Origin of the sequence: Paenibacillus silvestris, from assembly GCF_009882985.1 — a bacterium.
In the GTDB taxonomy this organism is placed as follows: Bacteria; Bacillota; Bacilli; order Paenibacillales; family NBRC-103111; genus Paenibacillus_E; species Paenibacillus_E silvestris.
The window spans coordinates 376,380-388,200 of sequence record NZ_WTUZ01000010.1; the positions used below are offsets into that span (position 1 = coordinate 376,380).

At 44.3% G+C, this 11,821-nt stretch carries 8 protein-coding genes and 1 pseudogene; 2 read left to right on the plus strand and 7 right to left on the minus strand.

The window, feature by feature from the left end; all coding sequences use genetic code 11:
- Window positions 1-110: 110 nt before the first annotated feature.
- Together GQF01_RS05105 and GQF01_RS05110 are read left to right on the plus strand one after the other, a co-directional pair.
- Entirely contained in the window at window positions 111-1,310 is a 1,200-nt protein-coding gene (locus tag GQF01_RS05105; protein ID WP_161405775.1) for a sensor histidine kinase, read from the plus strand.
- A gap of 90 nt (window positions 1,311-1,400) precedes the next feature.
- Complete coding sequence (locus GQF01_RS05110; RefSeq protein ID WP_161405776.1) at window positions 1,401-1,799, plus strand: hypothetical protein; 399 nt, start codon at window positions 1,401-1,403, stop codon at window positions 1,797-1,799.
- 58 nt (window positions 1,800-1,857) lie between these two features.
- On the opposite strand, the gene GQF01_RS36820 is transcribed toward GQF01_RS05110, so the two are convergent.
- From GQF01_RS36820 to pduL, 7 genes and pseudogenes are all read right to left on the minus strand, one after another.
- Window positions 1,858-5,295, minus strand: a complete 3,438-nt coding sequence (locus tag GQF01_RS36820; RefSeq protein ID WP_328803421.1) for a family 43 glycosylhydrolase — start codon at window positions 5,293-5,295, stop codon at window positions 1,858-1,860.
- 8 nt (window positions 5,296-5,303) lie between these two features.
- Window positions 5,304-7,529 (minus strand): annotated as a pseudogene (locus GQF01_RS36825) (family 43 glycosylhydrolase); the annotation flags it as partial.
- A gap of 250 nt (window positions 7,530-7,779) precedes the next feature.
- Window positions 7,780-8,265 carry a low molecular weight protein-tyrosine-phosphatase gene (locus tag GQF01_RS05125; RefSeq protein ID WP_161405779.1) on the minus strand — a complete coding sequence of 162 codons (486 nt, stop codon included), beginning with the start codon at window positions 8,263-8,265 and terminating at the stop codon, window positions 7,780-7,782.
- Entirely contained in the window at window positions 8,262-8,996 is a 735-nt protein-coding gene (locus tag GQF01_RS05130) for a phosphonate ABC transporter ATP-binding protein (RefSeq protein WP_161405780.1), read from the minus strand. Before GQF01_RS05130 ends, GQF01_RS05125 begins: the two co-directional genes overlap by 4 nt.
- A gap of 116 nt (window positions 8,997-9,112) precedes the next feature.
- Window positions 9,113-9,580: a RicAFT regulatory complex protein RicA family protein gene (locus GQF01_RS05135; protein WP_161405781.1), complete on the minus strand. Its 468-nt coding sequence runs from the start codon at window positions 9,578-9,580 to the stop codon at window positions 9,113-9,115.
- Window positions 9,581-9,609: 29 nt separating this feature from the next.
- Window positions 9,610-11,079 (minus strand): tRNA (N6-isopentenyl adenosine(37)-C2)-methylthiotransferase MiaB, encoded by a 1,470-nt coding sequence (gene miaB / locus GQF01_RS05140; protein ID WP_407945394.1) that lies wholly within the window; start codon window positions 11,077-11,079, stop codon window positions 9,610-9,612.
- A gap of 156 nt (window positions 11,080-11,235) precedes the next feature.
- The gene (gene pduL / locus GQF01_RS05145) at window positions 11,236-11,805 is read right to left on the minus strand and encodes a phosphate propanoyltransferase (RefSeq protein WP_161405783.1); all 570 of its coding nucleotides are present in this window, start codon (window positions 11,803-11,805) and stop codon (window positions 11,236-11,238) included.
- Window positions 11,806-11,821 lie beyond the last annotated feature (16 nt).

The following is an 11,821-nucleotide window of genomic DNA, read 5'->3' on the forward strand; positions in this document are numbered from 1 at the left end:
TATGTGAGATAATGTAGAAATAACTAAGATAATGTCGTACATATGGAAAGGATGGCAATCGTTTGCTCCATTCAATCGTTTCCCATGAACTGCATGGTCTCTTCTACCTCATGAGTGCTACATTAATCCATCAGGTTCTCGCACCTCTATTCATCTACAAAGAGCAGCAGCGCAATCTACTATTTGGTATTCTGCTCACCATTCTACTTTTCTTTTATTGGAATTTTGAAGATATTGATCCCTTCATCTATTCGCTTCATTTTCTCCCTCTAAGTTTGACAACAGTCATTATTTTCGCTGGATTTGTTCCCGCTGCAATGACATGGATCAGTTTTAATATTGGCTGTATGTTAATCCTTAATTATTATTGGGAACCTGCATTGCTAAGCAGTGCCTTTATCTTGCTCGGCAGTTATTACATTAGACATAAAGTTAATCAACTAAACCTTAAGCTCAAACTAACATATGCAATGGGCCTACTGGCCGTGTACGAAGTATTGTATGCCATGCTTGCGACCTACATACGATCTTACTTCTCTCTGTATGTTTTATACACCATTTCGTTTACTTTTATTTCCCTTTTGTTCATCATCTTTTTAGTTTTCCATGTGAAGAAACATGAATTTCATAGACAGCGAATTATTGCGATTGAAAAAGATAGAATGATTGGTCAATTAGCGGCTACGATCTCACATGAGATTCGCAATCCGTTAACCTCCATTCGCGGCTTTCTGCAGTTGTTGGATCAGAAGGAGCTGCCGCTGCATGACCAGAAGCGGTACATTGAGCTAGCCCTATCCGGCGTAGACCAGGCGAATACCATCATCAATGATTATTTGAACTATGCCAAACCGTCTAACGGATTGCAGGAACAGTTGGACATCAAGGAAGAATTGGAAGCAACGCTTCGATTCATCACGCCACTTGCTACCGATCATCAGGTTGTGATACATATCGTTCACGAGACTGACGACCCTCTATTCATCCTAGGGGAATCCAAGAAACTTCGGCAATGCTTAATTAATTTGGTCAAAAATGCGATTGAGTCCATGCCTGATGGCGGCCACATATCATTAAGCACCTGCAAGCAGCCTAGCGGCGTTCAAATCTCCATCACCGATACTGGGGTTGGCATGAGCAAGTCACAATTAGATTCACTGGGTATGCCGTTTTATACAACCAAAGAACAAGGAACCGGTCTCGGGCTTGTCGTCGTTATGAGCATCATCAAAATGATGAACGGGAAAATCTCCTTCAGTAGTGCGATAAATCAGGGCACACAATGCTCAATTCTTTTTCAGCAAAAATAACAACCAAGTCCCTCCATTTAACAAGCATGATGATCTATGTTATCCTGTTAAGACAAGCGATCATCATGACTCGTGAAGGAGGGCTTTGCCATGAGTTCGGATTTCATTCAGATTAAATCGCTAGACGGCGACTTGAAAATGTCTCATAAGAAAAAGGATTATGGTTTGACCATCACGACCAAAGAACTGATTCTTCTCAAGCCACATATTAATTATTACTTTAAACTGGAGAACATCATCAGTATTGTTCCCTATGAGAATGCTTCGCTCAAAGCCATGTCTTTCGTAAATGCTCGATCGGGTAACCAAGAGACTACGCATTTATCTTCGGGTTCCGATCATTTCCGTATTTATGTGAAAGGTGCAACCGTTCATAACAGAAGCGGATTGTTTGAACTTGGCCCTATCAATATCGTAATTCCAATTTATCCAGTTATGCTTGACGCTATATCAGAATGCCTCACGCGCACAGGGCTAGTCTCTTTATAACAATCCTACTGAAAAAGGCGTGCAAATTGGTTTTATCCATTTGCACGCCTTTTTCACGTTAATTCAATATCATTCGAGCAACCTCTGCCAAGTCATTTATATCTACTTTCCCATCACCGTTAATATCTGCCTTTCGGTACTCGCTCCAATTTGGATCATTGGAAGTTTTTCCATAAGCAGCAGCCACGATGCCAAGATCGCCGATCGCAACGTGCCCATCGTTGTTAACATCACTAGGATGTGTAGTATTGACCGAATCGATAAAGGCTTGCAGCGAGATATTAAGCTCTGTTGCTGCTTGATCGATCTGCTGTTGGGATGCATTCGGATTGTTCAGAACCGAGTTTGCTTTGTCGATCGCTGACAGCAATACAGCTTTGGATCCCAAAGGATATTGGTTCACTTCGTTTCCTTCCACTGCAGCATCAAATTTAGCTTGCGCTGATGCTATAGCGGCGCTCAGCGCTGCTCGATCCCCTGCTTGAATGTCTATGCTCATGAATACATTCCCGAGTGTGGTTTCCTCCCCCAAGCCATTCGAAATGATCACATTCGTTAGCCCGATTACGGCAGGTTGAGAGGAAGATTTCGCCTTAAATCGGAGTTTCAATTGATCACCACCACCAGCTTGAGTGGCACTACCTGCTCCTATGTTCGCAAGCAAGATGCGCACGCGACCAGATATTTCGTTTTTACCGGCGATGGCTATTCCCTGCTGAGAGGGCTCTGCATCAACAAACTCTACTTTTGCAGGATCGAATGTGACCGTGATGTCCTGTGCATAAATACTTTGTGTGACACTCAGATGGCTTAAGCCGTACATGAGTTCGAAGGAGTGTCCAGCTTGCACACTGCTTGCCCCTTTTAACGTAGCTGCCGGTTCCTCTGTCGTCTGCTCTGCGGAAGGCTTAAGCTGAGGAGTAATGGTCGGTCCCCACACTTCCATCGCATCAATACCGCTAGCTTGAGGTACAAAATGAACACGATCAATCGCAAGTTTGCGCGGTTCCGTTGTGCCAGCCTTGAAATGCGTATGGTACACCATAAACAATTCCGTACCATCGGGTGAATAGATCAAGGAATGATGTCCCGCTCCCGGCACAATTGTGTTGGATTTCATGATGGGATTATACGTATATTTCGTCCATGGCCCCATTGGAGTCGGAGCGGTTGCATAACCAACGCCATAATCAGGGCTTTCGAAATGGTTACCGGAATATGTCAAATAGTAGGTCCCATTATGCTTGATCATGAACGGTCCTTCGTTAATACTTGCAACTGGCTGCTTTTGACTGCGTTCCCAATCTTGGGTTGCTCGGAAGACGAATTGTATCGTATCTTCCTTCATACTCTTCATGTCTTCACTCAGTTCAGCCATCCAAATTTCATTGCCTTGGTTGAACCTGACGAAGTAGATGTACTTTTTGCCATTATCATCTGTATAAATATGTGCATCGATTTCCGGCGTGTTCAGATGCATCGGCTGCTTGACGTCTTGTACGAACGGCCCTAAAGGAGAGCTGCTTGTGGCTACTGCCAGCCTTTCATTGACTACATAGTACATGTAGAAGGTCCCGTCTTTTTCCACCACTTCAGGTGCCCAGAAGCCGCTGGTCCCCCATGAATCAGACTGTTTTAACGCCAACTCATCTTGCTCCAACCAATTAACCAAATCGCTTGAGGTGTATACTTTGAATCCCCTTGGCTTATTAGCCTCCGTTGAGGTATTCGTCCCATACAAATAATACTTCCCGTCATGCTGCAGTACGAAGGGGTCCGCAATATTCGGCAACACGGAGTTGGTATACGTTGGCCCCGTTATCGATTCGTGATAGGAAGATACTTTGATGTTGTCAAATCTGGCATCCGCATTCCATGTGCGAAGTCCTATGTTTCCAGTAGCCATATGCGATGCATCCAACAAATCAAATTTCGGATACCCATGGACGTTAAGCGGATTATCGTTCACATAAACCTGAATGTGATCTTCATTCGCAACGACCTTTAGATGGTACCACTCATTCGCAAGGATTGGTAGCTTCTTGGAAGCAAGTTCTTGCCACTGGCCTTTCGACATTTGTCCGAGTACGGCTGTTTGCGTTGAAGCATTAATTCCTAAGTAGTATCCGTCTACATGATCTGGACCATTAGCAGCGTTCGATGCTCTGAAAATGAATCCTGCTTCGTTGCCACTTGTAATTTGCACATCACCTTCAAGTACGAAATCAGTAAAACTTTTGCTGTTAAGCACTGCTTTATAGCCGGGACCGCTGTTTACCGCGTACTCTCCATTAGATAAGGTCCAATTTCCTTCGTACGTAGACCATCCTTCAACTGACGATCCGCTAAAATCGTTCGTATATAGGATCTCTGGTACAGGCTCGGAGTTCGGCACCGTAACTGTAGCTTGCGAGCGGAAGTCGCCGCTAGTTGATACCGCTTCAATGACCGCCCTGCCCGGCGATAATGCCGTTACTACTCCGCTGCTGCTGACGGAAGCGATCTCCGGATTGCTCGAGCTCCAAGTCACTTCTTCGCCGCTAGCTCCCAAGTTGTGGAGCTGGGAAGTCTTCCCTGATTCAAGTGTCAACTTCTTCTGATCAAGATCAACCCCACCCTGAATGGATCTGACAGCGAAATAATCAAAACGGGCATCTATCCGATTGTTTGTCGCAACAATATTGTTTGCGAATAATCCGACTTTGATATTTTTTAAATTCGCAGTGACGGGATTGGAAGCCTGAATCCACTCATATCCATCCCAATAATAGGTCGTATAGACATTCCCCATCTTCTTAATTTTGAGTGTCAATGTATCGACGCCGGGATGTGCCGTTTCATTGCCTGGTTTCTTGTAACTGCCGGCAAGCTCATAAGCGGTTTCAATAATTTTCCCATTCGCATAGACATGAGCAAGCTTTACGAAATTATCCGCATCCTGCCAAACAAAGAGGCCGCCCTGCTGATGATTTAAGGCAATAGGTGCTGTAACTTTCGTAACGATTTCAAAATCACCATCGGCCGGCACATCTCTCAGGAATACATTGTTTTGACTATTGTTATCCTGGTAGACATCCGTAGGCGTCGTATGAATCGTCATTGAACCCGGCGATTGCGTCAAACTCCAATTGCCTTTGCTTTCCTGGAAAATCGACCATGCTGGGTCGAGCACCTCACTATCAAAGGAATCAACGGTGAACTTCGATAAATCCGGTTCTCCAGGCGTTTGACGGACAGTAACGTTACATTCACTAAGTACTGAGCCATTATCGGCACTAACAACTCGAATTGTTGCCGTACCTGCTTTCAGTCCTTTCACGGTCAGCATGGTGCTTCCAGTAGCTGTATCTTTACTGTTTTGTGTAACCGCTACCACTTCAGGCGCCGTTGAAGTCACCACGACGGTTTTGTTCGTTCCAATCAGTGGTCTGACAGATGCTGTTAAGGAAGCAGATTCTCCAGCACCTAACGTCACGGCTTGAGTATCAAGTTGAATACTTGCTACAGGTACAGAAACGTCACTCTTCTCCAGAGGCTCAAGAACGATGTAATCCAGTTGCGCAAAATTCAGTTTGCTGGTTAATCGGATCTTGTTAGTTCCTGCATGCAGGCTAACATCCATTGATACCGGATTAAAACCTTTCCAACCAAAGTTTTTATAAGTCACCATCTGACCCGTACCGCCATTTACGGATACCTCCTGCTGCGCAGAAGCACCTCCGGCAGTGCCATTGTCTGCTACGACAATGAGTGAGTAATCGCCAGCTTCCTTGACATCAACCGTGAATTCTACGTAATCTTTCCCAGGTTGATCCAAATGACCGACTACTTTATCTGCTGATGCATTATCAGAAGCAGTTACGATTGCCGAGCCGCCGAGGAGTGCATGTTCAGCTTCATATTTATATCTTATGACATTCGGAGTGCCAGAAGGCTCTTCCATGGAAGCGCCATATGGGGCAGGCGTTCCGAAATTCGGAGTACCGTCTTCCTTCCAAGTAAACTTTTGCGCTCGGACACTGCGATTTCCCCAGCTTCCACCGGAGAATTGATCGGCGTGATACACGATCCAATCCTCTTTGCCGTCAGGCGAAGTCGTGAATGTGTTATGACCAGGCCCGTAGGCTGTCGCACTTTACTGAAAACAGGGCCAGACTTGCTCCAGGATGCAGGGTTCAATACATTCCCATCCGTATTGCTTAACATGCCGAGTGTGTAATCATCCGTCCAACTGCCGCTCGCGGAATATACGATACATATTTTACCGTCTTTTTTCAAAATTTCCGGTCCTTCGTTGATATAAGGAGTACCTATACGCTCCCAGGCTTGATCTGGCGTAGAGATTTGAACTCTCGGACCACTGATCATCCAAGGATTGCTCATGGGAGCGATATAAATGCTTTGCTTCACATTGGCATCGCCTTCCCACCCTGACCATACAAAATATTTGGAATTATCGTCTTTGACAAGAACGGTTCCATCAATAGCCCACTTATTCGTACTGTCCGATATTTTACCTTTTAACGTAAACGTCCCTTGCGGATCTTGTGAATCTCCTTCCAGTACATACATCCTATGATTTTCGTTTGCACCGTCATCTGCTGCAAAGTAGATGTACCATTTGCCATCCAGATATTGCAGCTCGGGCGCCCATAGTTCTTTGGAATAGGGTTGACCGATTGGAGGCGAATAGACCGTCACTCTGGGGACTGAACCGATATCCTGCAATCTTTTAGCCTTCGAAATCGATATGGACGCATCTCTGTTGGATTTAACATAGTAATAATACCCATCTTTAAATACAATGCTCGGATCCGCTGAACCACCGCCGCTGTTGGAAACAGGAACGATCGGGTTTTTAAAATAAGCAATGGCTTGAACCGTCACTTCCGCAGATGCCGTAGCTCCGCCATCCTTAGCGGTTGCGGTAATTGTTGCAAGTCCTTCTCTAACCCCCGTTACAACGCCATTGCTATCCACAGTTGCTACATCAGAGTTATTGGACTTCCAGGATACTTCCTGATTACTTGCATCAGCCGGCTTAAACTCAGGAACAAGCGTTTCTTTCTCGTCAACCTTTAACGTGATGGCACTCTGCTTCAGGGAGATAGACTCTACAGCCCTTGCGCCTAGATCCGTAACCTTTAAATTGTCATAGGTCGCATTCGTCCAAAAGGACCTGACTCCAATAGAGCCCTGAGCAAACGTGGAATCTACAGCACTAAGTACACGATTGCCATCGATGTAGATATCAATATTGCTACCTTTGGCTTCCACCTTCATACGGTAGACTTTATTTTGTTGAACGGTAAAAGGGGCGGAGGCTAGTTCCTTCCAATTGTTATTCATTTTCCCCAGTTGAACGAGATTATTTGCTGTAATTCCCGCATAATAGCCTTGCAGATTATCCGCTCCGACACTTGGGTTAGTGACTCTGAAAATGAGTCCAGCATTATCCGAATTAATGCCATCTTTGAAGGAAATATCGGCTTCATACGCAAAGTTGCTGAAGGTTGTTCCGTTTGCAATGGCCTTGAATCCTGCCCCTTTGCTGGTATGGTAGGCTCCGTCTGAAGCATTCCAGGAGCCCCCATATGTCGTCCACCCATCTGCACTGAGATCGTTGAAATCATCTTGGTACAAGATTGTTTCCTCTCCTGCGGCCACTACTGCTTCCGTAGGGGCTGTGAAAGTTAGAACCATGCTGGCAATCAGGGCAGAAGATACCATCTTTTGAAACTTGTTGGATATGCAGTTCAACCTTTTTTTCAAGCTTCTTCCTCCAGTCACTACCTATATTTCTTCCATCACAAGATACATTATGTAGCAAAAATTCGGAATTGTATTTGCGTTTTCCCGTCTTTTTATTTGTTTTTACAATTTTTTCGTGCAAAATAGCCAAAAAGGAGCCTCGCAGGATTGCGGGCTCCGTTGTTCTAAGGCAGAGAACAAATTCATCTCACCTTTATTTCTACTGCCTTTATGTAAGTTGTTCCTTATCCACAATATACGTAAGTAAACTGGCGCAGCTCTCTTCAACCATTTCAAAAACTTCTTGGAAATTTCCCGTATAATACGGATCAGGCACATTTTTATCCTTCCGCTCGGGTGCAAAATCCAATAATTTGTGAATTGACGCGCGCTTCTCAGCCTCTATCGGTTCAGGTGCGAAAGCAGCTAGATTCTGAACATTACTCTCATCCATGGCGATGATATAAGTAAATTGTACGAAATCATCCGATTTTACCTGTCTCGCTTGCATGCCTTTGTAATCAACCTGATTTTTATCTAAAATATCCCTTGTACCTTGGTGTGGCGGATGACCGATATGCCAATCACCTGTACCTGCTGAATCAATGGCAATGACATGTTCAAGTCCAGCTTGTTTCACCTGGTGACGAAAAACAGCCTCTGCCATAGGAGAACGACAAATATTTCCCAAACATACGAATAAGACCTGGATCATACTTCACCAAATATAAGCTTTTTCTCACGCATCGTTAACGATCTAGCAGGGATGTCGAGCACAATTCTACCCTCTGCAACGCCCCAGATACGTGTTGCGAATCGCTCTGCTAATTCTACCTTATGCAGCGTAGCAATTACACTCATATTCCTATCTTTACATAGTGATTTCAAATCCTGAAGAATGTACTCCGTGGATTTCGGATCGAGTCCAGAAACTGGCTCATCAGCAACAAGCACTTTAGGTCCAAGGATCAAAGCTTTGGCGATTGCCACACGCTGCTGCTCACCGCCACTAAGCTGACCAACCTTCTTGTCCCCTTTATCAAGCAGACCAACCTTTTCTAAATAATCCATGCTGTCTACATGCTCATCTCTGGATGTCATGCCTGTAATAACTCGTAATGGCGCTTGAAACACTCTGCCCATCATCACATTTTTGACAGCGCTTTTATTTCGATTCAGCGCAGGTTTCTCTTCTAAGAAAGCGAAGTCCTTTCCTAGTTTAAAGCGCTCCCATGGCCCGGGTTTGGAGATATCATTGGAGTTATAGATCAGCTGGCCGCTTGTCCACTTTTCTTGATGACTGATACAGCGCAGTAAGGTTGTTTTGCCACTTCCGCTACTTCCAATAACAGCAATAAATTCACCTTGATCTACTTGAAAGCTAACTTGAGAAAGCACTTGATTGTCTGGCGGATATACTTTACTTAGATTACGTACGGTAAGCATGACAATCTCTCCTTCATGTTTCCTATTGGTCCCTTTGGAAAAAATCGCCGCTCACATCAAGCTAAGGCCTGAATTGAGGGCGATTCTCGCTAACCCACGGGAAGTCATCTGTCATCTTAGTCACAAGATGTCGGTGCTTCTGAAGTTCCTGCTTCTACATTGATTTTATCAGAAATCGTATCACGAATGACCGACATCACCAGCTGTAGTAAATAGTTAATGTCATCTTGTGTTTGTTTGAACTCACTTACAATTGGAATTCCGTCTAATTCATCTTGCAGAACTTCAATCTCATTCTCAATCTTTTGAACCATTTTCTCATTTTTAAATGTCTGGAACGCAACAATCTCTTTTTGTTTCTTTTTGATGGAGCCAATTAAAACTTGAATATCCGGGTTTGTAGCGATTTGCTTCTCAGCCTTTTGGTAGAACTGTACTTCATTCGAAGTAGTCAACAAAGTAGCCAGTTCTTTGGCTTTGTCCAAAATATCTTCGCGAACGATCATTTCCGTATTCGTAAATTCCTCAACTTTAAAAGCATGAGGCTGGTTATCATGTTGGTGATCACATTGGGACACTTTCATTCACACTCCTATCTATATTAAGAAAGATATTAAATGGATAATTTCAAGGGCTTCTGAACAATTTCACCCTTCAAAATCCATGTTTGCGCATGCGTCACTTGTACATCGATCATTTGCCCGATTAGCTCTTTGGAACCGGTGAAATGAATCAACTTGTTCGTTCGTGTGCGCCCGGCAAGGACATCAGCGTTATTCTTACTTTCGCCTTCAACGAGTACTTCGACCGTTTGTCCAAGCAATTTCTCGTTACTCGCTTTACTGTGAGCATTCACGAGCTCATTCAAACGATACAAGCGCTGTTTCTTTACTTCCATCGGAACATTATCTTCCATTCCAGCAGCAGGTGTGCCTTCGCGCGGCGAATAAATGAATGTAAACGCGAAATCGAATCCTACTTCTTCGTATAAAGACATTGTTTCATCGAACTGCTCATCGGTCTCCCCAGGGAAACCAACGATTATATCCGTAGTCAGGACGACATCCGGCATCGTCGCTTTAATTTTGCTGGCTAGCTGCAAATAATGCTCTCTGGAATACTTTCTGCTCATCCGTTTCAGCACTTCGGTATTCCCGGCTTGTACTGGCAGATGAATATGTTCGACTAAATTGCCCCGTTTGCCTAAAACTTCGATCAAGTCGTCATCAAAATCTCTTGGATGCGAAGTTGTAAATCGAATCCTTGGAACGTCAATTTTACGGATATCATCCATCAAATTAGCGAAGGAGTAAGTAATATCTTCAAAGTCTTTGCCATAAGCATTGACGTTTTGTCCAAGCAACGTAATTTCTTGAAACCCTTGATGTGCTAGATCCCTCACTTCAGCAAGTACATCCTGCGGTCTGCGACTTCTCTCTTTGCCGCGTGTATAGGGAACGATGCAGTATGTACAGAATTTGTCGCAGCCGAACATGATGTTCACCCAAGCACGGATTCCTTCCCGCTTCTTCGGTAAGTTTTCGACAATGTCGCCTTCTTTGGACCATACTTCAACAACCATTTCTTTGTTGTAGAAAGCATCTTTCAATAAGCCAGGCAAACGATGAATGTTGTGTGTTCCAAAAATCAAGTCAACAAAAGCATGCTTCTGCATAATCCGATTGACGACAGCTTCTTCTTGCGACATGCAGCCACAAACCCCAAGAACAAGTCCTGGCTTCTGTGCTTTAAGAGCCTTCAAGTGTCCTAGCTCACCGAACACTTTATCCTCCGCATTTTCGCGGATCGCACAAGTATTCAACAGAATGACATCTGCTTGGTACTTGTCTTCCGTCGTCTGATAACCCATTTGTTCAAGCAAGCCCCTCATTACTTCTGTATCATGCTCATTCATCTGGCATCCGTAAGTGCGAATCAAATAATATTTATCTTTGCCGAACCCCTGCATGTCCTCAGGGATATGGAAGTCATAGTGAACGGCGATTTCTTCTTTTCCGCGCTTCTTAGCATCTGACAGTGAAGGAGGCTGAAAATATTGAGAATAATCCTTGTCGGATTTCACTTGGTTAGCCACTTTCGTTCCTCCTACGAGTTTGCGTTGGTAAAACTTACGTAATTCACAAATAATTACGCAACTTTTATTATAACATCACATGCCTATTTAGTACAAAAGGAAATTGGTATGACGGTGTACAACCGTCCAAATAGCTTTCTTGATCTAGTCAAGAATTTCTGCTACATCTCCTGTTTTGACACCCGCTGCATTTCCCTCATCCGTGTCAATGTGCATGTCCAAAGCAAACTGTTCGGATACGCGGGCAACTACATTTTCAAAAATCAACGGTCTTTCGCCATTTACTTTGACGCGCAGCAATTGTTTATCTTGAATGCCCCATTTGTCTGCATCTGATGTGTGGAAATGGATATGTCTGGCTGCTACAATCACACCTTGCTCAAGTTCTACTTCACCTGCTGGGCCAATTACGCGGAGACCAGGTGTTTGGTCGATATGGCCTGATTCACGTACCGGCGGGTTAACACCTAATGAAAAGGCATCTGTGCGTGAAATTTCAATTTGGGTAAATGGTCGTGCTGGACCGAGAATTCTCACTTTCTCCATCTTGTTTTTAGGCCCAACGATCGTCACTGTTTCTTGGGCTGCAAATTGGCCAGGCTGTGAGAGCTCTTTAAATTCCTTCAGCTCGTACCCTTCTCCGAACAAAATGGCAATATGCGCCTCAGATAGGTGAATATGTCTAGCTGATACTCCAACGGGAACTGTTTTCATGCGATATCATCCTTTG

Coding starts and splice junctions, on each gene's coding strand:
- GQF01_RS05135 (WP_161405781.1), bottom strand. CDS start 9,580: ATGAAAGTGTCCCAATGTGATCACCAACATGATAACCAGCCTCATGCT.
- GQF01_RS05105 (WP_161405775.1), top strand. CDS start 111: ATGAGTGCTACATTAATCCATCAGGTTCTCGCACCTCTATTCATCTAC.
- GQF01_RS05125 (WP_161405779.1), bottom strand. CDS start 8,265: ATGATCCAGGTCTTATTCGTATGTTTGGGAAATATTTGTCGTTCTCCT.
- pduL (WP_161405783.1), bottom strand. CDS start 11,805: ATGAAAACAGTTCCCGTTGGAGTATCAGCTAGACATATTCACCTATCT.
- GQF01_RS05110 (WP_161405776.1), top strand. CDS start 1,401: ATGAGTTCGGATTTCATTCAGATTAAATCGCTAGACGGCGACTTGAAA.
- GQF01_RS05130 (WP_161405780.1), bottom strand. CDS start 8,996: ATGCTTACCGTACGTAATCTAAGTAAAGTATATCCGCCAGACAATCAA.